The 21,757-nt window shown below is 69.7% G+C and carries 24 protein-coding genes; 14 read left to right on the forward strand and 10 right to left on the reverse strand.

From position 1 onward, the window contains the following. Positions 1-21: 21 nt before the first annotated feature. Positions 22-420 (reverse strand): hypothetical protein, encoded by a 399-nt coding sequence (locus QK442_RS19315; protein ID WP_282695216.1) that lies wholly within the window; start codon positions 418-420, stop codon positions 22-24. 205 nt (positions 421-625) lie between these two features. Here QK442_RS19315 and QK442_RS19320 point away from each other — a divergent pair, with 205 nt between their 5' ends. The 5 genes from QK442_RS19320 (at position 626) to QK442_RS19340 (ending at position 6,899) form a co-directional block, all read left to right on the forward strand. Continuing rightward, positions 626-1,474 carry a hypothetical protein gene (locus QK442_RS19320; RefSeq protein ID WP_282695217.1) on the forward strand — a complete coding sequence of 283 codons (849 nt, stop codon included), beginning with the start codon at positions 626-628 and terminating at the stop codon, positions 1,472-1,474. Between the two features lie 26 nt (positions 1,475-1,500). Beyond that, positions 1,501-2,760, forward strand: coding sequence for a DNA cytosine methyltransferase (locus QK442_RS19325; RefSeq protein ID WP_282695330.1), 1,260 nt, complete (start codon positions 1,501-1,503; stop codon positions 2,758-2,760). Continuing rightward, on the forward strand, positions 2,760-3,914 hold the full coding sequence (locus QK442_RS19330; RefSeq protein ID WP_282695218.1) for a DnaB-like helicase N-terminal domain-containing protein: 1,155 nt from the start codon (positions 2,760-2,762) through the stop codon (positions 3,912-3,914). The genes QK442_RS19325 and QK442_RS19330 overlap by 1 nt, the downstream gene beginning before the upstream one ends. An 18-nt stretch (positions 3,915-3,932) precedes the next feature. Then, on the forward strand, positions 3,933-5,228 hold the full coding sequence (locus QK442_RS19335) for a DUF317 domain-containing protein (RefSeq protein WP_282695219.1): 1,296 nt from the start codon (positions 3,933-3,935) through the stop codon (positions 5,226-5,228). Between the two features lie 846 nt (positions 5,229-6,074). Then, positions 6,075-6,899 (forward strand): sugar nucleotide-binding protein, encoded by an 825-nt coding sequence (locus QK442_RS19340; protein ID WP_282695220.1) that lies wholly within the window; start codon positions 6,075-6,077, stop codon positions 6,897-6,899. 104 nt (positions 6,900-7,003) lie between these two features. On the opposite strand, the gene QK442_RS19345 is transcribed toward QK442_RS19340, so the two are convergent. The 4 genes from QK442_RS19345 to QK442_RS19360 are packed head-to-tail and all read right to left on the reverse strand — an operon-like array spanning position 7,004 to position 9,959. Continuing rightward, positions 7,004-7,498 carry a hypothetical protein gene (locus tag QK442_RS19345; RefSeq protein ID WP_282695221.1) on the reverse strand — a complete coding sequence of 165 codons (495 nt, stop codon included), beginning with the start codon at positions 7,496-7,498 and terminating at the stop codon, positions 7,004-7,006. 13 nt (positions 7,499-7,511) lie between these two features. Next, positions 7,512-7,814: a hypothetical protein gene (locus tag QK442_RS19350; protein ID WP_282695222.1), complete on the reverse strand. Its 303-nt coding sequence runs from the start codon at positions 7,812-7,814 to the stop codon at positions 7,512-7,514. After that, on the reverse strand, positions 7,811-8,563 hold the full coding sequence (locus QK442_RS19355) for a 7-carboxy-7-deazaguanine synthase QueE (RefSeq protein ID WP_282695223.1): 753 nt from the start codon (positions 8,561-8,563) through the stop codon (positions 7,811-7,813). The genes QK442_RS19350 and QK442_RS19355 overlap by 4 nt, the downstream gene beginning before the upstream one ends. A gap of 58 nt (positions 8,564-8,621) precedes the next feature. After that, on the reverse strand, positions 8,622-9,959 hold the full coding sequence (locus QK442_RS19360; protein ID WP_282695224.1) for a hypothetical protein: 1,338 nt from the start codon (positions 9,957-9,959) through the stop codon (positions 8,622-8,624). Between the two features lie 136 nt (positions 9,960-10,095). Between QK442_RS19360 and QK442_RS19365 the strand changes: the two genes are divergently transcribed. Continuing rightward, complete coding sequence (locus tag QK442_RS19365; RefSeq protein WP_282695225.1) at positions 10,096-10,689, forward strand: hypothetical protein; 594 nt, start codon at positions 10,096-10,098, stop codon at positions 10,687-10,689. Positions 10,690-10,818: 129 nt separating this feature from the next. On the opposite strand, the gene QK442_RS19370 is transcribed toward QK442_RS19365, so the two are convergent. The 4 genes from QK442_RS19370 to QK442_RS19385 form a co-directional block, all read right to left on the reverse strand. Then, positions 10,819-11,307, reverse strand: a complete 489-nt coding sequence (locus QK442_RS19370; protein WP_282695226.1) for a DUF6082 family protein — start codon at positions 11,305-11,307, stop codon at positions 10,819-10,821. A gap of 49 nt (positions 11,308-11,356) precedes the next feature. Further along, a complete protein-coding gene (locus tag QK442_RS19375) occupies positions 11,357-12,127 on the reverse strand; it encodes a tetratricopeptide repeat protein (protein ID WP_282695227.1) in 771 nt (256 codons plus the stop codon). Positions 12,128-12,285: 158 nt separating this feature from the next. Further along, entirely contained in the window at positions 12,286-12,843 is a 558-nt protein-coding gene (locus QK442_RS19380) for a GNAT family N-acetyltransferase (RefSeq protein ID WP_282695228.1), read from the reverse strand. Between the two features lie 31 nt (positions 12,844-12,874). Beyond that, on the reverse strand, positions 12,875-14,248 hold the full coding sequence (locus QK442_RS19385) for a hypothetical protein (RefSeq protein WP_282695229.1): 1,374 nt from the start codon (positions 14,246-14,248) through the stop codon (positions 12,875-12,877). A gap of 291 nt (positions 14,249-14,539) precedes the next feature. On the opposite strand from QK442_RS19385, the gene QK442_RS19390 reads away from it, so the two are divergent. The 4 genes from QK442_RS19390 (at position 14,540) to QK442_RS19405 (ending at position 17,419) form a co-directional block, all read left to right on the forward strand. Continuing rightward, positions 14,540-15,841, forward strand: a complete 1,302-nt coding sequence (locus QK442_RS19390) for an ATP-binding protein (RefSeq protein ID WP_282695230.1) — start codon at positions 14,540-14,542, stop codon at positions 15,839-15,841. 4 nt (positions 15,842-15,845) lie between these two features. Continuing rightward, entirely contained in the window at positions 15,846-16,508 is a 663-nt protein-coding gene (locus QK442_RS19395) for a dTMP kinase (RefSeq protein WP_282695231.1), read from the forward strand. Next, entirely contained in the window at positions 16,505-16,714 is a 210-nt protein-coding gene (locus QK442_RS19400) for a hypothetical protein (protein WP_282695232.1), read from the forward strand. Before QK442_RS19395 ends, QK442_RS19400 begins: the two co-directional genes overlap by 4 nt. A gap of 99 nt (positions 16,715-16,813) precedes the next feature. Continuing rightward, on the forward strand, positions 16,814-17,419 hold the full coding sequence (locus QK442_RS19405) for a hypothetical protein (protein WP_282695233.1): 606 nt from the start codon (positions 16,814-16,816) through the stop codon (positions 17,417-17,419). On the opposite strand, the gene QK442_RS19410 is transcribed toward QK442_RS19405, so the two are convergent. Further along, the gene (locus QK442_RS19410) at positions 17,420-18,061 is read right to left on the reverse strand and encodes a hypothetical protein (RefSeq protein ID WP_282695234.1); all 642 of its coding nucleotides are present in this window, start codon (positions 18,059-18,061) and stop codon (positions 17,420-17,422) included. Positions 18,062-18,409: 348 nt separating this feature from the next. Here QK442_RS19410 and QK442_RS19415 point away from each other — a divergent pair, with 348 nt between their 5' ends. The 4 genes from QK442_RS19415 to QK442_RS19430 all read left to right on the forward strand — a co-directional run bounded on the left by QK442_RS19415 (position 18,410) and on the right by QK442_RS19430 (position 21,716). Further along, a complete protein-coding gene (locus QK442_RS19415) occupies positions 18,410-18,736 on the forward strand; it encodes a DUF6087 family protein (protein ID WP_282695235.1) in 327 nt (108 codons plus the stop codon). A gap of 256 nt (positions 18,737-18,992) precedes the next feature. After that, the gene (locus QK442_RS19420; RefSeq protein WP_282695236.1) at positions 18,993-19,877 is read left to right on the forward strand and encodes a hypothetical protein; all 885 of its coding nucleotides are present in this window, start codon (positions 18,993-18,995) and stop codon (positions 19,875-19,877) included. Between the two features lie 52 nt (positions 19,878-19,929). Next, positions 19,930-20,874, forward strand: a complete 945-nt coding sequence (locus QK442_RS19425) for a hypothetical protein (RefSeq protein ID WP_282695237.1) — start codon at positions 19,930-19,932, stop codon at positions 20,872-20,874. Between the two features lie 170 nt (positions 20,875-21,044). After that, complete coding sequence (locus QK442_RS19430) at positions 21,045-21,716, forward strand: 2'-5' RNA ligase family protein (protein WP_282695238.1); 672 nt, start codon at positions 21,045-21,047, stop codon at positions 21,714-21,716. The last annotated feature ends 41 nt before the right edge of the window (positions 21,717-21,757 follow it).

The raw sequence follows: 21,757 nt of genomic DNA on the forward strand, positions 1-21,757 counted from the left end.
GCCTCGCCGCGAAGGCGACCTTCACTCCCAAAGGAGCCCCTCCTGCACCCGTTCCACCTGTTCGCACTCCAGCTCGCCCACCAGCTCCCCGGCACGTGGAAGGCCGTCTTCCACCAGTACGACAACGGCCTCGACGAGGCCGGACAGACGCACCGCGTCTGGACGCCGTACGAAAGCCGGCCCTCCATCGCCTTCCGCAGCCACGGCGCCACGCTGCTCCGCGACGACGGGCTGGAGCTCTACCTCACCCGCCACCGCCGCCATCGGGCCATCGTCTACCCCGTCGTCCCCCGCGGTCTGTACGAGGACATCACCGACCGCGTCCCCGCACCGCCGTCCGTCGCCGGGCCCCTCGATCCGGCACGCGCCGCGTGGCGGATCACCGACCGCGTCCTGCCCCACTACCTCGCCGCGGTCCACGACGCCCAGGAAGCCGCCGCCGCCCTCGCGGCCCGGCGCTCGCCCGCCGCCGTGCACCACCCCGTTCCGGCACACCAGCCCTCCCGCGTCCGCACTCGCTGACCGGGCTGCTCCTCCCCCGCACCTCCATCCCCGAGGAATACCTATTTCTGCCGACCCGAAGTTCCGCGCCCTGTCCCTTGGCGCAGGAGTTCAGTCCAGCACTTTGCTCGCCCTGTCCGCCGAGGGCATCCTTCCGAAACTTGATTACGCGATTTTTGCCGACACCGGGTGGGAGCCCGCATCCGTCTACGCCCATCTCGACCGCATCGAACGCGAGATAGCAAAGCCTGCCGGGATACCCATCCTCCGGGTGTCCTCCGGGAATATTCGCGACGACGCCCTGGACCCGGATCACCGATTCGCTTCCATGCCCCTTTACATCCTCAACCAGGACGGACGGCCTGGGATGACCCGGCGCCAGTGCACCGGGGAATACAAGGTAAAGCCGATCAAGAAGAAGATTCGCGACATTCTCGGACACCCCTACCCGGTGCGGGTCCCGAAGGACGTTTTCGTCGAGCAGTGGATCGGGATATCCACGGACGAGTTCCACCGGGCCAAGGATGCCGACGTGAAGTACATGAAAAACCGGCATCCGCTGATCGACATGGGCTGGTCACGTTCCGACTGCGTCCGCTACCTGACCTCACTCGGTCTGACCGAGACCCCGAAATCAAGCTGTCTGGGATGCCCTTTTCACGGTAATGCCCAGTGGCGGAAAATCCGCGATACCTCCCCTGCGGAGTGGGCGGACGTCGTCGAGTTCGACGCGGCGATCCGCAAGGGCAACGCACGCGCCAACGCGGCCGGCACCAAGCTGCTCGGCGAGGCGTTCCTGCACCGCTCCCGCGTCCCGCTCGGAGAGGCGCCGATCGACCACGTCACGAGGGGCGAGCGCGCCGCCCTGGACGACGCCGACGCCGAGACCGCTGAGCTGGGCGTGGTGAACGGCTGCTCCCCTTGGAGCTGCCGCGGCGACGCCGAGCAGGACGACTTCGGTCTCGCGTCGTGATTCCGTCGAAGGGACTCGTGCTCGATCTGTTCGCCGGGCCTGGCGGCTGGAGCGTCCCTCTGCACCGCTTCGGGGTCCGGGACGTCGGGCTGGAGTGGGACGAGTGGGCGTGCCGGACGCGGGCGGCGGCCGGTCTGCTGACGATCCGTACCGATGTGGCGATGTACCCGGTGCACGTCTTCGCCGGCAGGGTCTGGGGGTTCATCGCCTCGCCTCCGTGCCAGGCGTGGTCCATGGCGGGCAAGCGGCTCGGCCTAGTCGACCAGCCGCTCGTCCACCGGGCGGTCGCCGACCTCGCCGCCGGGCTCGACACCCGCACCAAGCTCCTGGCCGTCTGCCGGGACGAGCGCTCCCTGCTCGCGGCGGAGCCGATGCGCTACCTCCACGCCCTGAACGCGGTGGGTGAGCCGGAGTGGGTGGCGATGGAGGAGGTTCCCGACGTGCTGCCGCTATGGCGTCAGTACGCGGCGATCCTGCGCACCTGGGGGTTCTCCGTGTGGTGCGGAATCCTCAACTCCGCGGATTACGGGGTGCCTCAGACCCGGCGGCGGGCGATCCTGCTCGCCTCCCGTGTCCGCAGCGCCGAACCCCCGGCGCCGACCCACGCCCAGGTGGCCGAGCCGGAGAGTCTCTTCGGGCCGGGCCGCGCCCGCTGGGTGTCGATGGCCGAGGCGCTCGGCTGGGGAGCGACCGACCGCCCCGTCCCGACCGTCTGCGCCGGCGGCGGGCCCGGCGGCGGTCCCGAGCCGTTCCCGTCGGGCTCCCGCAAAACGCTCGCCGACGCGAGGGAGCGCGGCACCTGGATACCGCGAGGGGACGGGGCGGTCCTGCAGTCCCGTCACGAAGGCGCGGGATGGGCGGCGCGGCACAGCACCCGTGACAACCGTGCTGCCGCCGCCCCGGCGCCAACATCCTCCTCCGAGGCGTATCGCTGGTCCTGGTCGCTGCGCAGCAACAACCAGGCCAACGCCACCGTGCGAGCGCTCTCCGAGCCGGCCGGGACGCTGTTCTTCGGGCACCGCGCGAACGAGTGCACGTGGGTCGCCGAACCGGTCCCGGCGTCGGCGCAGGACGGGGAGACGCCAGCGGTGCCGGAGCCGATCCGGATCACCGCTCGCGAGGCCGGCGTCCTGCAGACCTTTCCCGCTGACTACCCGTGGGCCGGGAACAAGGGCCAGCAGTTCTCGCAGATCGGCAACGCGGTCCCGCCGCTGCTGGCCGGCCACCTCCTCGCCCCGCACCTCGGCGTCACCCTCGACCCCCACGACTTCACCCTGGCCGCCTAATGCCCCACACCCCCGACCTCGACCCCGATGAGGACGGCCTCGACACGATCCCGGCACCGGACCCGGTGTTCCACGCCGAACAGGCCCTCCTCGGTGCTCTCCTCCTCGACCCGCGGCATCTCGGCGACGTGACCGGGATCCGCGCCGACTCGTTCTCCACCGCCGCGCACACCGCCCTGTTCTCCGCGATCACCGCCCTGCCTCCGCCCGACCCGGTCGAGCACACGAAGAACACCACATGGCTCAACCAGGTACTCGCCGCGGGCCGGGAACAGGCACGCGGCCTGACCGCCTCCTACCTGCACACCCTCATCCAGGTCTGCCCCTGGCCCCGGCACGCCCCGGCCTACGCGCGGATGGTCGAGGCCGAACACGCCCGCCGCCGCCTGCGGGCCGCCGCCGCGCACCTCGTCCAGACCGTCCACGACACTTCCCTGCCGCACCCCGTCCAGACAGTGCTCGCCGAGGCAGACGCGCTCGCCGCGGTCGTGGACGACATCGCGAGCCGCTTCCCGCCACGCGCCGGCGTCCTGCCCCGCACACCCGCCTCCTTGCCCGCCATCGTGCCCGACCACGTCGAGGCGGCGGAGGAGGAGCAGTTGCTGCTCGCGACCGCCACCGCCCGCCCAGCCGATGTCGAGTCCGTACGGTGGCTGCTGCCCGAGGACTTCGCCCGGCCCCTGCACGCCGGCCTGTGGCAGTGCCTCACCACCCTCGTGCGCCGCCACGAGCCCATCGACCCCGTCACCGTCCTGTGGGAAGCCCAGCAGCGCGGTCTCCTGCACAACGGGAGCGAGCCGGGCGACGTGCTCCGTCTTCTCGCCGAACCGGTCGGCTGCGTCGAGCACTGGGGCCAACGCACCCTGCAGCGCTCGCTCCTGGCCACCGCCGACCATGCCGGCCGCCGTATCGAGGCGTACGCCGACGACCCGACGAACACACCGTTCCAGCTCGTCACCGGTGCCCGCCGGGCCCTCGCCGACATCGGCGCCATCCGCACCCGCTGGCAGCACGCCACCGGACAGACCGCTCCGCGCCAGCCGCGGGCCACGCCCACCACACGCGCCGGTCCCCCAACCCGCCGCGCCCCCGCCGTCTCACAGCCACCTGCGCGCCCCGCCGCCGTACGGGCCGCCGCCGGGCGAACCCCTTAACCACCGAAGGACCCCCCGATGCACGCCCCCGCCGACGCCCACATCCGCTTCACTCTCCACCCGGACCACCATCCCGCCGTCATCGCCACCACGTCCGGGCAGACGAGCGACGCCGCCCGCTCCGACCTGCACGACCTCGGCTTCCGCAGCACCGGCCCGGCCACGATGGTCCTGGCCCGCATCGACCGCGAGGAACCCCACTACACCGCCCAGGCGGCACACCTCCTCCAGCAGTACGGCTACACCACCGAGATCGACCCGGCCCTCCAGGAGGAGATCGACACCGAGTGGACCTGGGGGAACTACCCCTATCCCTGGTGCACCCGCGACGAGATCCGCGCGGTGAGCACCGAGGCCCAGCGCATCCACGACGACATAGCCGCTGGCCGCCTGATCATCCACCTGCACGCCCACGACGGGCACACCACCGTCGCCGTCGGCTCCTACAAGGAAGGCGTCCGGAGGCACGTCCACCTCCACGGCGAGAACCACCTCCGTCAGGAGACCGACATCACCTTCGACACTGAAGCGGAGGCCGTCGCCGAGTTCCACCGGCTCTACTCCGTTGCGGTCCGCCCCGGCCCCGCCCCGCTCACCAACCTCGAACAGGCCGTCCGCCAACTCCTCGCTGGCAAGCCCCCGGCCACCACCGCCAACCACGCCCCCGCGCCCTCAGCCGAGCCGCCGGTCGCGGAGCCCGGCGAGCACGAGGCGGTCCTCGCAGCCCTCTTCGACCAGGAGCGCCAGTGGGAGAGGTACCGACCCTTCGACGAGACGACCATCGCCTCCCACGAATCCCTCACCGTAAGAGTCGAGTTCGACCACGAAGCGCGCCACCGCACCGACGTCGCCTGGACGATCGCCGAGTACGACGGCCCGGTTGGCGAACGCCTCTGGCACGCCACCGTCACCGCCGGCACCCCGATCCCCCTCATCCGCGCGATGCTCCAGTACCTCGACGCCCCGCCCCTCACCACCGCGGGCCACCCGGACGACGTCTTCCACGACGCTGCCTGGCACCCGGCGCGCCACCCCGCCCGCACCACGTGGGCGGCACCGGACCGGACCATCGTCTTCGAGTCCACCCCGCACGCCGTAGCCGACCGATGGCTGCTGTACGGCGGGGAGGACCTCGACCGGGCGGCATGGACCATCCACCTCTCCGCCGGCGTTCCCCACCCTCTTCTGGCCCAGCTCGCCGAGACCGCCGCCAACCTGTTTCCGTCACCCACACGGCTGAGCCCGAGGCCGCTCCCGGCGCCCACCCGCGGGCTCCCCGCAGCTCTGCCCGCCCAGCCCGCCCGCCGTCGGTAACCGGGCCGCCGGTCGCCCGTCACCAGCGCTCGACACCTCTGACCTGCACAGATGCGGTATAAGGTGGCCGGCACCGTCCGGCGAGCTAGCTTCAGGGAAGCCTGAAAGCTAGATTAGGGGCGACGCTTAAAACTTGACGCACACGCCAAATACGCGGCAACTTATTTGCGTCACACTTTCGGCGCCAAAGTAACGGCGGAAGTTACGACGCCAAACTTTCGGCGCGGGAAGATTAGTAAAGATACCGCGGCACAGATTAGCAATCTGGTCGCGACAAAAGTTGAGGCCGACGCAGACAAGAACATCCGCACCGGCCTCTCCCCGGACTGCCGTCCGGGGTCGGTTGGAACGACCCCGGACGGCGCCCTACCTCATCAGAAAGGTCAGCACGGTCGCACAGCCGGCCAGCACGGTCACGCATCTGGCCACAGCAGACGCCACGCGCGCCACGATGGCGCAGATGGCCTTCAACCTCTGAAGCCCCTTGCGGGGGCTGCCTCCTGATGAGGGTTCCTGCCGCGACAGATCACACATGCGATCCACCTTCCTGTGAGGGGCACGCCGGTTGCGCGCTCCGGACAGGGCAGCTCGGTACACCGAGACACCCGTGCGGAGCACGAGCCAGGCCCCCACGAGGAACGGGCGACAGGACGCCCACAATAGCCGTTCGTGAACCCTCCGCGCGACCTTCTGGATAACGCCCGGAAAGGAAAGTCTCGACGCGTGTACTCGATGCGTACGCACCGCCAGAGCGCGGCCGACTTCCGTTCGTGTTGCCTATTGGGGTTTCAATGTGCACTGTGATCGGCTGCCCAGAGGGGCCGTCCTGCACTACCGTGTAGCGGCATGACGGTGCTGATCATCGGGGCCAGCGGGTTCCTGGGGGCGGAGCTGGTGCGTCAGGCGAGCGCTGCGGGCCGTGCCACGGTCGCGACGTTCAACTCCCGCCCCGGCGACGGTGGCGGCACTACGTGGCATCAGCTGGATCTGCGCGACTCCGGTCGCCTCGACGCGGTCCTCGACGCCGTGGCCCCGAGCGCGGTGATCAACGCCTCCAGCGGCAACGCCGACTGGGCGGTCACCGCCGACGGCCCCATCCGCCTCGCCGTGGCGGCAGCAAGCAGGGGGATCCGTCTGGTGCACGTGTCCAGCGACGCGATTTTTTCCGGAGCCGACACGCACTACGACGAGGCAGCACTCCCGGACCCCATCACCCCATACGGGGCAGCGAAGGCCACCGCCGAGACCGCCGTACGCCTCTTCCACCCGGCATCCGTCGTCGCCCGCACTTCGTTGATCATCGGTGACGGCGGGGCCTCCCACGAGCGCGTCGTCCACGAACTCGCCTCCGGAACACGAGATGGAGCGCTGTTCACGGACGACATCCGCTGCCCCGTCCATGTCGCCGACCTCGCGGCCGCCCTGTGGGAGCTCGCGCTGACCGACACGACCGGCGTCTTCCACCTGGCCGGCCCCGACGCCGTCAGCCGCTTCGCCCTCGGCGTCCTCGTCGCCCGCCGGGACGGACTCGATCCCGCCCTTCTGCCCGCCGGCCGCCGGGCGGACAGCAACCTGCCCGGCGCTCTCGACGTACGCCTCGACAGCCACGCTACTCGGCAACAGCTGAGCACCCGGATCCGCGGAGTGCGGGAGTTCCTGGCAAAGGGCTGACGAGAGACGGTCAGGGCGGAGACGGAAGCCAGTGGCCTCACCGGCGAGGTCACGTGGAGCACCGCGCCAGCGCCGTACTACACCTCACCTCCACCGGCTGGGATCTAGAAGTTGAGTGCGACGTGGGCGGACAGGACGTACCGCAGGCCCTCGAGAAGGCCGGGGCCACGGCGGACGTTGGCGTCGTTCCAGTACAGGTCCTCGGTGGGCTCATAGACGGTGCGCAGCACTCGCCATCGCGCCGCGACGGGGTCGGTGGCGTCGTCCACGTCGTGGCCCAGGTTCTCCAGGTGCGCCTCCCACCGGCGGGCGATGCCGAGGTCGTCCTCGCCGTCCCGCCGCCGCAGCAGGTCCTCGACCGACCGCCGGGTGACGGCGGCGGGCTCGACGCGCTGCTCCAGGGCGAGGATGTACAGGGCCGTGGCGAGACCGCCGACCTGGTCGGCCGCATAGCCCAGCTCCCACTCGGTCTGGCGGACCGGCCCGAAGCGCTGCGAGCGGGTGGCGATGAGCTCGCGGGCCCTGTCCCACGCTGCATCCCACAACTCCGGTCCGCCCTCCCCCTGCCACTGCCGGGAAAGCTCCGCGATCCGTGTCATGCCCCTCCTCCTTTCACGCCGCCAATCTGAACTCTTCGGTGATCGTCCACGTGTAGTAGCCGAGGCCGACGTCCTGGTACTGGGCCACCAGGTGGACCCGGTCGACCAGGATCTCGGCCCGTGGCGGACGCAGCGCCCGAAGGCCCCGGTTCAGCGCCCGATCGTCGCCGCTGGGCTCCTTTAATGGTGCAGTCGGGTATCGGAACTTACGAATAGCTCGTTGCGGTGCAGCACCGTGTGGTTCCCTTCCTCCAACGGAATCTGTTGTGTCGATCGGGACAGGACGTCCGCCGTGTTGCACCTCGAGGCTGCTCAACGGTCCGGATCGTCGTTCCACAAGAGGACGTGGGTACGGAATGACAGGCCGTACCCACGGGTCAGGGCGGCGTCCACCATCTGCTGGGCCGTGGTGATGTTCCTACGACCGTCGGACCCCTCCGGCATCACCATCACGCGCGTCACCGGGACGTGCACGTCCGCGACGATGCGGTCGACCTCGGCGAGATCTGCCTGATGGTCGTCGGTGATGACGAATTTGAACCATGCCTTGCCCGTGGCGTGAAGTGCCGCGAGGACCGCTGGCTTGTACCGCTTGGACAGCCGGTTCCCGCTGTTCGCCAGCTTTGGCGACACGTTGTACTGCGTGACGACGGAGTCGAACGCGGCCGTCGGCGGGATCGTGCCGGCGGTCTCAATGTGCACCTCGTTGCCCCAGTCGCGCAGCTGCTGCAGCACGGGGAACAGGGCCTGCTGCTGCATCATCGGCTCTCCGCCGGAGACCACGATGATGGTCGGACGTGACTGGACGTCCCACAACTTCCGTAGACTGGTGAGGACATCATCCGACCCCATGAGCTTCAGGCCGTACGCCGGGTCGTCCCGGTCGTAGCGGCGTCCACTGCGGGTCTTCGCCGCCTTCTCAGCGGTGACCGCCCACGTGTACGCGGTGTCGCAGTACGTACATTCCAGGTTGCAGTCGAAGAGTCGCACGAACAGGCAGTGCCGGCCCGCGGCACTACCTTCCCCTTGAACGGTGGGCCCGAATAATTGGCTGATCTTGAGCACTGTGCTCCCCTCACACGCCGGACTGAGAATGAGTCGATCCGCCCCCGGAGACGGAGTCTTACCGTGCCTTGCCAAGGTGCACGGCCGGGATCGTCTCCAGGTCAGTGGCCTCGACCTCGACCAGGAGGTAGTCCGTCAGGCCCGGGGGAAGCTGAGTGCCCACCCACTGGTGCACCCACCCGGCCAGCCACCGTTCGTCCGTTCCGGCCTTAACGCCTCCGCCGAGTCGGTCCAGGTCCTTGCCTTGCAACGGGCCTTCCACGCGCTCCAGGGCGGCAGCGGTCGTGCGCAGCCGCGTGGAGGCGTCCTCGGTGAGGAGTCCCGGCGTCGTGAGGACCTCGATCCGGATGCGGTAGTCATGCCGGTGCCGACCCTGCCCGCAGGGGTGATTCCTGAGTTGCACCGGCAGGGTGTGGTGCGCGGATACCTCGACCATGTGGACAGATGTCACGTGCCCGGAGCTCGCGGGAGTCTGCCGCCCGGCCACGGCGCGAGATATGTAAGTGGTGTATTCCTGGCGGACGTACTGCTGCGGAGCGTCGTCCCACCGGCTGTCCGTGGGCGGAATTTCGCCACGCCACAGGCCGCTTTTCGCATCCTGCTCCCGCAGGGCCTGCGCCGTGGTGTGTGCGTTCTTCTTCTGCTCGGGTGAGGCGTAGTCGGCGAAAGCGAGGACCGTCCGGTCGTGCAACGCGGCCCGTACCAGCAGCAGTTCACGGCTCAGGGCTGGATGGACATCTCCGATGATCTGCTGGACCCGGTGATGAGCCTTGAGCGATTCGGCCGCCCGGCGGTGTGCTTCGAGCGAGAGCCCGCCCGCCGGCTGCGCCGCGAGCGGTGCGCCGTTCTCGTCCACCGGATACGGCAGGGACGTAAGACGTTCCACCGCCTGCCGCAGATCGGGGGTGGTGCGCAGCCGGTCACCGACCGTCTCGCCGTGCTCGGCGTGCGCCCGGATCACGCGGTTCGTCAGCGCAGTGACCGCATCCTGGACGGCGAGTCCGTTCGGGTCCTTGGCGGTGAGGAGGCGCCCCAGGAGCTCGCGGGCCTGGGGCCAGATGACGTCGTCCTTGGGGACAGCCGGTTGCAGGACGTCCAGGTCTGGGGCGGTGACGAGTTGGACCGCAGACTGGAGCGGAACGTGGAGCAGCCGGGCCCCGTCGGGTGTATCCAGGCCCTGTGCGATCGCCGTGGCGTGCAGCGCGGCCGCCAGCACGGCGGTCACGGTCGAGATCAGCTCGTCCTGGTCGGCGCCGAGGTCTTCCTCCGTCTCGACCCAGGTGTTGGGCGAGAGGATGAAATGCCACTGGATCAGGGCCTGCGCCCAGGCGATGCTGCCGGCCCATGGTGAGGGGAATCGGGCCTTCTCTATCTGCTGCAGGAGGTCGTCGTCCACCGGATCACGGTATCGGCACCCTGGGCCGCGGAATATGAGATCGGCAGGATCAGAAGCACAACCGAGTCGACCCGCCGGCGCACCGCACAGCCCACGCAAGGGACCCGGACCGGACCGCGTACGGCAGACTGTGCGTATGGGGGATCTCTCGCAGCAGATTCAGGATGTGGCTCGGCTCCTGGATGTCGTCGGGACGCTCCCGCCGCTCTCCGTCACCTTCGCCCGGCACGAAGATTCGCCGTATGTCCTCCTCGCTACCCCGCATCAACTGCCCCTGGCCGACCAGCGCTTGGCGGTGGACCGGATCGCGGCCCGGATAAGGGCCGTTCCAACTGTCCATGAAGTACTGGCCGGCCGTTTCGGGGTCTCGGTGAAGGGGCCGTGGGAGAGCACTGTCATCGTCGCCGTTACCAACGCCGCGCCGCAGTTGCCCGGCGTTCCCGATCTGCCAGACCGTGCCACGACCACCTCGGGAACTGCGGAGGTGCTGCGGTCGCTGGCCGAGTGGGCCGAGTGGGCCGAGCCTGATGTGGACGAGCTGACGGTCAAGGACCTGAGCCGGACCCACTCGGTGTACGCCACGGTCTTGGACGACGCTGCCGCGCAGCGCCTGCTGGAGGATCTGGTGCCAGACGCCGGCTATGTCCTGCACCGGCCAGGCCGCCGCTACCGGTCCCTGCTGCCCACTGGCCATCTGTTCCATGTCTCCGTCGACTCACAGCGACAGTGACAGACGGTCCCGGAGGCGGCGGCGCGTGGTCAGAGCCGCCGTGCCCACGTGCCGGCCTTCAGATTCTCAGATGGTCTCCACGTCGAGTCACGGGATCAGGCGGCGGGTGCGACTCCGGGCCGAGAAGCCTTAGGAACGCTGGCGAGGTGCGACGGGGTTCGTCAAGCCGACTTCGTACGCACCCTCGAAGACCACGTGCAGTTCGGCCAGTTTCCGGTCGCCTTCGAGGATCTGACCGCGGGCTTCGCGGGCACGCTCCCAATACCGGCGTCCGGCCTCGCTGCTCAGGAGGTACTCCGCCGACAGTGCGAGGTGGGCAGGGGTGAGCATGCCGGACCGCCACTGGGCCTCGATCGACAACATCCAGGCGTTGATCCAGAAGTGCTGCTTGACCTGGTCATCGGTCGCGTCGGCGAACCGAGGGCCGGTCATGACGCGACCCAGCTCGGCATCCCTCGCCCCGGCCAGCATCAACTGGAATTGCTTGTCGATCGTGGCGAGCCGTGTGTCCTGTTTGCGTGAGGCGGCGAGTCGCACGTACGCGACGACGGCGACGATCGCGCTGCTGGCGAGTACCAGGGCTGCGATGTCCCACAAGACCAAGCTGAAACGTTCCACGTTCCCCTCCCATATCTGACATGTGCTGACGGCGACTGCCGGCTGGCAACTACCCTGCGATCGTCTCGCGATCCGACCTGAAGGCGCTGGTGAACGGGTGCTCCGGGCCCAGAGCCTGGGTGCTCCGGTTGAGGACGGCCTCGATCATGGTCAGAGCGTCAGCGGTGTGGCCGGATGCGTGCAGGACCAGGGCGAGGTCGGCGTGGGCCCGCAGAGTGTGGGGATGGTCGCCGCCCTGGTGCTGTTCTCGGATAGCAATGATCTCGCGTGCCTCCGCCTCGGCTTCCTCGAGCCGGTCCAGGCTCCTCAGCAGGTCGATCCGGAGATGGTGAGCCGCCCAACTGTCGCGGTGATCGCGCCCCAGGACGGAGTCGATGGCGTGTGCCGTCTCGCGGACGAAGGCGTCGGCGTCCTCATCTCCGGTACGGGCCAGGATCCAGGCCAGCGCCAGGCGGCCGGAAAGAGTCGCCTCGTGCTGAGCACCGAGGGTGCGGGTGCCGCGGCGTACCGCCTCTTGGGCGAGGGCCTGCGCCTCCAGCCACCGCTGCTGCTGGCCGAGCGCCTCGGCGAGCCGGGCCAGGGCGGTCAGCGTGGAGGGGTGGTCCGGGCCGAGGAGCCGTTCCCGGCCTTCCACCACGCGCCGGAGCTGGGCCTCGCCGGCCGGATGGTCGCTCAGGCCGTAGAGAGCGAGGGCGTACTGCTGCCGGGCGGCCAGAGTCTCAGCGTCTCCGTCGTCCGCACGGTCCAGGAACTGGGCGAATAGCTGGGCAGAGCGCGCAAAGTCGCCTCGGTCCAGGGCGGCTTGGGCTTCATGTCGCACGTCATCGATCAGAGTCTCCACCGTGCTGTTCCTCCTTCTTCTTGTCCAGGTGGTCCGCTCACGTCAGCGTGGGCGGGCGCCTGCCTCCTGGTGTGCGGGAAGCGGAACGGCCCGGGGTTCCAGTAGCTCGCGTGCGCGCGGGATGGGTGATGGGGTGGTCAGGCTGGGGCGAGAAGCATCGCGTCGTACACGGGCGACTCGGGGGCGTGCTTGATCCGCCCCAGGATCTCGTAGCCCCAGCGCAGGTAGGCGCCGTGTGCGGGCTCGTTGTCGATGATGCAGGTGAGGGTGGTCCACGGCTGCTGTCGGCGGCCGGCGATGACGGCATCGTGCAGCCGGCGGCCGACGCCGCGGGTGGTGTGGGCGGGGCGGACCATGAGTTCGCGGAGCCAGAAGACCTCTCCGGCCTCGGCTGCCGCCTGGGTGTCGGCGGGACGAGCGTCGCCGAGGGAGATCCACCAGGGCTTGTCGGCGGGCAGGGTCACGCCGTGGACGTAGCCGACGAGGACCCCGTCGAGGCGTGCGGTGACGGTCTCGAAGCCCGGCATGGTGAACGCGGCGTGCAGCCGGTCGGCGTAGGAGGCGACGGAGAAGAACGGGTCGCCGGCGTACGGCGGCACGTTGTAGATCTCCGCGTACGCGTCGATGAGGTCGTCGACGACCGCCTTGGCCGCGTCCCCGTCGTAGTGCTGGAGGGCGAGGTCGATGTCCGCCACGGTGGAGGGTTCCCTTCTTCGGTGGCCTGGTTCAGGCGGTGTACTCGGTGAGCCGCTCGACCATCTCGCGGGCCGGGGCATGGGCCTGGTGCAGGCTGAGGCCGTTGCGGACGAGGGTGAGCTGTTTCATGTTGCGGGTGGAGGTCATGCCGCCTTCGACCAACCGCAGGGACTCGGAGACGGCGTGGACGCTGTGGTCGAGGTCGCGGCCCTGGAGGGCGGCGTAGGCGAGGCGGGCCAGGCACATGCCGAGGTTGCGGGAGTGCTCGATGTCCTGGAGGCGGGCGGACTGGTCCAGGATGCGTACGGCCTGCCGGTGCTGGCCGAGGTCGAGGCGGCACATGCCTTCCAGGCAGGTGAGTTCGGCCTCGTTGAGGAAGACTGTCCAATCGGGATCGCGCTGGCTGGTGCCGTGTTCGAAGTGCTGCCAGGCGCGTTTGATGGCGTTGCCGGCGGAGATCTCGTCGCCGAGCCGGGCATGGCCCTGGGCTTCGCGGATGGCGAGCAGGGCACCGACGCGCGGAGGGGCGGACCACTCGGTGGCGTGGGCCTGGGCGATGCGGGCGAAGCGGATGGCTTCGCGGGCCTTACCGAGGTCGACGGACTGGCGGGCCATGTTGGACAGGGTGCGGGTGGCAAGCGCGTCGTCGCCGGAGAGCATGGCGGTGTTGAGGGCTTCGGAGAAGTAGACGCGGGCTTCGGTCTGCCGGTCGGCGTCGTAGCAGAACCAGCCGAGTGAGGTGGTGAGCTGGCCGGCGATGGCATGGAGCTCCTGGCCGACGGGATCGGTGTAGATGCCCTCGTCGATCAGATGGTGCAGCCACATCAGCTGGTTGCGGGCACCGCGCCACAGACGGTCGCCCCCGAATCTCTGGTCGATCGCGTCGAGGTCGTGGGCGGCATCGCGCAGGAGGTCCACGTCGTCGCCTGTGACGCGGAGGTCGCCGTCTCCGGGGGCGGCTGCGGCGGTGCGGGAGAGCCAGGGCAGGCCGGCCCCGGTGGCGGTCATCCCGAGCGCGGCGGCGCCGGTGGTGAGAAGTTTGCGGCGGTTCACTAGGTCGTGGGTCTCGACTTCCGTGCGGGCGGCAGGAAGGACCGGCACGGGCTCGGCGACAGTGAGTGTGCTCGGAGGGACGTCTCCTGGCGGGGTGAAGCCCAGCTCGTGGATCGACCTGCCGTAGAAGCGTTCTAAGAGTTTGCGGTGGTCGGGGTGAGGCCACGGCGGAGTGGCGCTCTCCCAGCGGCGGTACTGCCGGGGGCTGACGGATGTACGTTTTGTCAGTTCGCCCGCCTCGTACATCGTCGCGGCGAGCTTGGTGAGCTTGTCGGCGTTCTGCTCCTGGGTGAGGTGGACACGCTGTCTCGCCCGTTTGAGGTGGCGGTTACCGCGTGTTGCCTCGCTCATACGTCCCCCAGCGGGAGTCCTGACGTGTCTTCACCCACCGTAGTGTCCGCCTGCATCTGACGGGAGCCACCGGCCTGATCAAAAGGCCGGTGGCCGTTCAGAAGGCCGCCAAAAGGCCGGTCGAGGGCCGGTTCCAGGACGCCGGTGGGCCGTTGGAGGACCTGGGCGCCGCGCCAGCGGAGCAGTGTCCTTGAGGAAGTCGCCCCGCGGAGGCCGCGGGCCGCCCGCTCCCACGCTGACGAAGGACCCCGACATGCCCGCCTCCGTGATCTTCAGTCCGGTAGTGCCGAGATGAGCGTCACCGTGTCCCGGCGTCCCGCGCCGGCTGCCGCATGCCCCTCCGGGCGGCAGCCGGAGACGGCCTGCGAGGTGACGCTGGAGCGCAGGCCGGAGATGACCAGACGCGCCCGCCGGTTCCTGCGCCGGACCGCCACCAAGTGGTCCGTGGACGAAGACGCCGCCCAGGCCGCGGAACTGGTCGTCTCCGAGCTCTTCACCAACGCCGTGCGGCACACCTGCGCCGACCGGATCCGTCTGTGTCTGCGGCGCCACCACGCACTGCTCTATGTCGAGGTCTTCGATCGAGAACCGCACCGACGGCTCGAAGCCTTGTGCCCCGCGCCGGATGCCGAGGACGGCCGCGGCCTGCTGATCGTCGAGTCCCTCTGCCTGGGCTGGGGGCGCCGCCCAGACCGTGACGGATCGCTGACCTGGGCCTGCCTGTCCGCTCCCGGTGGCGAGCCCGAGCAGCACGAGCGCGTCACCGACCCAGAACAGCCTCAAAAGGCCGGTAGCCTGCCACGGCCCGTGGCCTCGACGCCTGCGCATCCCGCATCCCTCTCGTTCGAAGGAGACCTGGTGCCCCCCTCACCACCGCATGACGCGCCGACGCTCTACGAGTCGTGGGAGGCGCTCGCCGACGGCCTGCACGTCCAGCGCCTCGCCCTGCACCTGCCGCAGCTGCGCGACCAGCTCAGCACGACCGCCGCCGCGGCCAGCGGCCTGGCGGCCGGCGCCCTGACCGCGCGCCCGGCCGAACTGCGCGACGCTCAGGCCGAGGCGCTGGTCGACGGCGCGGGCCTGACCGGCTGGGTGCGCCTGCCCGCCGAACACGGCACGCCCGACACCGAGGCGAGCCCTCTGGCCGGCGCCGCCGGGCACATCGAGTCCCTGCTCCTCGACGGCCTGCCGGACGACGCGCCCCGCGCGGCGGTGCGGGCGGTCAGCGCCGCCTCGGCGTGGTGGGTCGGCGCCTTCGCCGCGATCCGGCACCTCGGCGTGCATCACGCCCGCCTCACCCCGATCGACGACACGGTCGGCCTGGACACACTGCGGGAGGCCGTACGCGTCGTCGCCCTCGGCACCGCCCAGCGGATCCTGGCGCACCACCTGCGCCACGACGCCGCCGATGAGGCGGTCCGTCTCGCGTACTGCCGGGCCGTCACCGAGGGCATCGTCACCGAGCCGACGCTGCCGGCGCTCCTGAAGGAGCTGGGCGAGCTGCGGCTCGTGGACCTGGTGGCCACGTCCATCCCGTGGCGCGGCCGGTTCACGAAGTACGCCGGGGGCACCGGCGCCGGGCAGGTGGAGTAAGCCGATGAACCGCTACCCCTTCGTCGTCGTCGAGGGCCTGGACGGCACCGGCAAGACCACCCTGCGCAAGGGCCTCTTCCGGCTCTTCGAGGGCCTGTACCGCGTCACCCCGCTCACTGCCCTGACCACCAACTTCCTCGACGCGGCCGTCACCTGCGACCTGGTCGAGGGCAAGTACCAGCCCACCGCCGACAACCAGAACCGCTACCTGGCCGCGCTCGCCGCGGACAAGCAGGCCACCGCCCGCCTCATCACCCCGTCGCTGCCCGTACGGCCGGTGATCGCCGACCGGTGGCTGCTGTCCGAGCTCGCCTTCTTCGCGGTCAAGCACGACCGGGCACCGAAGGAGACATACGCCATCCTGACCGAGAGCCTGGATGTCGTCCCCGATCTCACCCTGGTGCTCGACATCACCCCCGAGGCCGTGATGGAGCGGGCCGCCGCCCGCTCCGGCGACGCCACCCGCGCGGACTGGGACGTCCTCGACGTCCAGGCCCGGGTGCGCGAGGTGTACCAGACGGTCACCGACGAACCCGGCGCCTTCCCGGCCCTTGGACCGGTGGTCCGCATCAACGCCGCCCAGGACCGCGCCACGGTCCTGCACACCGCCTGGCAGGCCCTCGACCAGCACGGTCTGCTACCCGAGCTCCAAGGAGGTACCGCGTGACCCACCAGACGGATGCGGACTTACGGGCTGCCCCATTGTCCGGGCGCCTCGCCCAGGCGGCCCGCGCCCGGCGCCCGCTGCGCGCCGTCGGCGCCGCGAGCGCGGTGGCCGCCCAGGACGACTTCACCCGCGCCTTGAAGCTGATTCCGACCCTGGGCTGCGTGAACGGCTCGGACATCGTCTTCCAGCACGCCCGCACACTGTGAACCACCCATAGAGCGTGGGGACTTCAAGAATCTCCCGCGCGCCACTCACCCAACCGCTACCGTTCAGGACGGCAGCCTCACCGCATCCGGAGCCCGACGTTGGAGAACTTCTTCACCCCCAAGAAGATCTGGCAAGGCGGGGGGCCCTTCCCGCACGTCCTCGTGCTCCTCGGCGAGTACCCGGAGTTCCGCGAGTACGCACGCGCCCACCGCGACCTGCTCTCCGAGTACGGCGAGAAGCTCGGCATCATCCCCGAGGACTGGCTCCACGCCACAGTTCAGGGCATCCACCACCCCCTCGGCACCGGGCAGGTGGACCAGCTCCGGGGCACCCTTCGCGGGGAGCTGGCCGGCATGGACCCGTTCAGGGTCCAGCTCGGCCCGGTCTGGCCCGGCGTCACCGCCGTGACCGTCGCGGTCTACCCGGAAGACGGGATGGCCGAGCTCAACGGCCGCGTCCGCACGGCGATGGAAAAGGTGCCAGGGGTATCGTTGAGGCCGCCTGAGCTGCGCTTTTGGGCCCACGCGTCGCTCACCTATGCACGGGCTGGCTTCCCGGACGGGAACCTCAACCGGGCCTTGCGGGCGCTGCGGCCCCCGCGGGTGGACATCACGATCGACCGTGTCCACCTCGTCAATCAGTACCAGCGTCCCGACCTCGGCTATTACACCTGGGACGTCGTCGAAGAGGTCCCGTTCAGCTGATCACCGGGCATCCGTGGCGTCCGTCGCCCGTGAGCCGATGCGGATCGCCGAGCGGGCGGCGACATCGGCGGCGTATGCCATCCAGTCGCCGCCGCTCGCGTGCTGCCAGGCGACGGCCACACCGACGTGAATGCCGAGCATCTTGGCCAGCTGCCCCGCAGGCAACTGCTGGGCAAGCGCGAACAACGCGGTGCTGCGTCCCAGGCGGGCCTTGACTCCGTGGGCGCGGAGACGTCGGAGCATCTGCGACTCGTGGATGGGGCGTCCTGCCGCCCGCCCCGGGAAAGGCCAGTCTTCCTCGTGCCGGATCAGGGTGTTGCTGGCTCGGGAGGCCACGAGTTCCAGCATGAGGGCGTCCAGCGGCGCCGGCAGGCGGATGGGTCGGTCGCCGAGGTGGACGAGGACGTGGTCGTCGTCGCGTGTGACGCGGTCTGTGGTCAGGCGGATGATGGTGCTGGCCGTCTGGGCGTACAGCAGGACGAGGAGGCCCGCGACGCGGTCAGCGGCAGGGATACTCGTATCGTTCAGGAGCCGCCGGGCGACCTCCCAGCGTTCGTCCTCGTCGTGGGGCCGGCTGGTCCGGTCCAGCGGGTCGCGGGAGCCGTGATTCCGGCAGTGGCGTACCGCCGCTGTACGGACCACCGGACGAACGCGGAACATCGCTTCGCGTGCACGGGCTTGGTGTTCAGGTACTTCTCCACCTCCGCCTGAGTGCATCCGCTCAGGGTCATGCCCCGGTCTTCCAGCCAGAGCAGGAAGGCGTCGGCCGCCACGAGATGAGACCGAACGTTCAGGATCTACTGATGGCTGGCGGGCTTGTCCTTCAGCCGCCCGCGCAGTCGACGTAGCAGGTGCCAGGTGATGAAGCCGCGCAGGGCCATGAGCGGGCACGGCCATCCCGTGTGCTGCTACCGCCCGGCCACCTTCGCTCATTCATCCGCGCGGGTGAACAGGTAGCGACCGGGACCGCGTCTCGGCCACGATGCCCGCATGCAGGACGACGAACCGTTGGAGGAGTGGGCGCGCCGGCGTGCCGAGCGGCAGGCCGCCTCGAAGGGCAGGCTTCGCGCCGTGCCGCTCGGCGGTGGCCCATACCGCGGCGCCCACGTAGACCACGATGCGCCAAGAGCGATCGAGGAGTGGACCGGCACGGAGTGGGCGGCGGTCGGCCTCGTCGAGAACCTGGCCGCCGCGAAAGCCCTGCTGTACCCGCCGCCACCCGCGCAGGAGAAGCCCGCCGAGTGGGACCGGCCCGCCATGGGCAAGGGACGCGGCCGGCACCGGAAGCCGTCCCCGGCCGAGGAACGGGACCAGTAGGTCCGGGCTGGCGGAGAGGCCGCTGGCGCCGTTCCCGCGTATGGACTCGTGGCCCGGGGATTCTCATCAGGCGTTGTTCCAGGGCCCGTCGGCCAGCCCGGACCCAACCCCGTCACAAGCGGAACACGGCGGCCTCGTCGAAGCGCTCGTTCGTGAGCAGGCAGTGGCGCAGGCCACTCAGCAGCCGGTTCGCGACATGGCGCAGCGCGGCGGTGTACCCGTCGCCGCGGATCGTCGTTAGCAGTACCCTCCGGCCATGGCAAAAGGTGACTGCGTGTTCTGCGGGTCTCCCGTCAGCTCGCAAGGCGAACACGTCCTTCCGCGATGGCTCTTCAAGCGTTGGGGAGGCCAGGGACCTTTCACCTACTACGTCGGCGGCAAGGCGATCCCCAAGCGCAACGGCGACACACAGCGCGATGGGCTGGCACGCGTCATGCTGCCGGTGTGCGGCATCAACAGTCCGGCAAACTGCAACGGATGGCTGGACCGCACCTTCGAGCATGCGGGCAAGCCGCAGGTCAGGGCCGTTCTCGACGACCTCCGACGAATCGAGGGTGCCGAGGTGTTGGCCTTCGCCCGCTGGGTGGTGAAGACCTTGCTCCTGCATGCCCACCCCCTCGCCGTGAACTCCGAGATCGGGCACCTGGACATCGCCACGAGCGGCAGTGTGCTGGAGCTGCCCGGCGCGGCACTGCCCACGATGCGCAGCACTGACCGGTTCCCCGATGACCTCTCGCTCTGGATGTCCGTGATCGACCCCGACGGCGCCGCCGTCGCCCTTCCGGAATTCGACCGACAGCTCTTGCCCGACGTCCACCGGCCCGACGGTGGCGGAGGGAGGAGCGGAGCCACGACCCTGGGGTTTTCACTGCCGAACGGCAGGATGGTGTCGTTCCAGCTGGTCTTCCACCCGCTGATCGACATCGTGAACCCGTTCGAGTCGCTCGGCTGGGCGACCCGACTCTGGCCGAACCCGCCGTCCGATCTCGACATCGCGGATCATCCCGTTCTGGACGCCGCCGGCGGGCGCGCACTGACCAAGTGGCTCGCCACTGGAGGGATCGGCATCGGACTCCAGCCTGGCGAACGATGGCCCAACAGACCCACTGGACAGGCATTCCGAGCGGTATCAGAGCGGTGATCACCTTCGTCCTTCTCAGCGAGCCCCATCGCTGTCCGAACCTTGCTGGAGCATGCCTATGTCCCCCTCCTCGCAGTCGCGCACCCATTGGGCCGACGCAGTGCGCCGCGCCACCGATGTGACCTCCGCATACGGGTTGGGCGAGATGGACGAGTCCTGCTGGGACGACGTGGCGATCCGCAACATCATCGCCGTCGTGCTGTACGCCCTCTCCTTGGGCGAGGGCCAGCCCGTCGACAAGGTGTCTTGGCCCGCGGTGCTGGACCAGCTCCACGACGACACACGCGTCAGCAGGCTGGTCAACTCCGTGCTGCCGCAGGCCGGTCACGATCTGTCTCGCACCGCCGCACTCGGAGATCCAGTGGCCGAGTGCTGGCGGTGGCTGACCCGGACCTGGGACCCGAAAGCCCCCACCCTCGCCTCCATGTGGCAGCAGCCCTTCTCCTCCGTCCGGGTGCCGCCGGTCGCCGAGCCCCGCTGGGGCGGCCTGACCCGGGGCATCGCCAGGGGCCTGCCCGACCCGGCACTGGAGGTGTGCACACCATGGGCAGAGAGCCTCGTCCAGCAAGCCGCTCTAGCCGCCGATCCGACGCTCCCCGTCCCGGAACTCGACCACAACGCCAGCCCCGATCCCGGTCCCCTTCCCGATGACACCAACCGGGACGCGTTCGAGCGGCCGGCGACCTGCGCCGACGACCTCGCCACCCTCCTGGACCGGGCCGAGAACCCGTCAGTCGTCCCGGAATCCCTGCGCGCAGTGATCGCCGCCGCACACGAGCACCACCACCTGGAGCTGGACTGGCAGGCCACCCCGGAACCCTCCCGGTACACCTGGCGGACGCTCCAGCACTGGTACCAGCCGGATGGAGGCGGCGATCCCGTGAGCGTCTACGAGGTCGTCGTCACCCGGCATCTGCACGACCCGGCGCCCGTTCACCATCTCGCCCTGAGCGAGAATGACTTGCCTGAGCTGATCGCACGCTGCACCACTTCCTGACTCCGCAAAGAAGCCTGCACCGTACGGCCGCACAGTGGTTTCCGGCCAAAGACGCCGACCATACGAACACCTTCCCCAGTCCGGCTGCGGCCGGCGACTACGGGCGTTCAGGATGAACCGTCAGCACCGTTCCGTGCCCGGCCCGCGGCACGCCACGCACAGGAGTCTTCATGGTCGAGAGGTTCGAGCCGCGCTTCCAAGGGTCTCCGTGGACGCCGGGCATGGGGGTGCTGCATGTGTACGTGTTGCCACGTGCGGGGGTTGACGACGAGCTGCTCGGGATGGTCCGGTCGATTGGGCCGCTGATGGCCGGCTATCCGATCGACCCGCAGTACACGGGCAGCGAGAGCGACGCGGGCTTGCTGCACGTGACGGTGGAGATGCTGGCCGACGCCCCCTCGTCCGCGTACGACCAGGCGGCGCGTGACCAGCTGGCCGACGCCCTGCGGACCGTGCTCGCCGACGTCGCACCGTTCACCACGGAAGTGGGGCCGCCGATCGCCAACGTCGCGGGCGTCGTCCTCGACATATCGCCGCGCGAGGAGATCGTCGCCCTGACCGAACAGGTCCGCAGGGTGATCCGGGACGTCCGAGGCGAAGCCGCCCTTCAGCACTCCGGCGGCGCACCACACATGTCCAGCGGCTACGCCTGGGCCAGCGCGTCCTCCGACGCCCTCAACAGTGTGCTGCGCAATGAACTCGAACCGCGACGGGCTCCGCTGTACGTCGACCGGGTGTACCTGCTGGACGTGATCTGGGCGCTCGACAAGGACACAGGAGGATGGCGCATGTCCTGCGAGCCGGTCGCCGAGATCCCCCTGGGCGGAACCCCTCACCAGTAGCCCGGTTCAACGTGATGCGGAACGGACGGCCAGGCAGACGG

This window comes from Streptomyces sp. CC208A (assembly GCF_030010625.1).
In the GTDB taxonomy this organism is placed as follows: domain Bacteria; phylum Actinomycetota; class Actinomycetes; order Streptomycetales; family Streptomycetaceae; genus Streptomyces.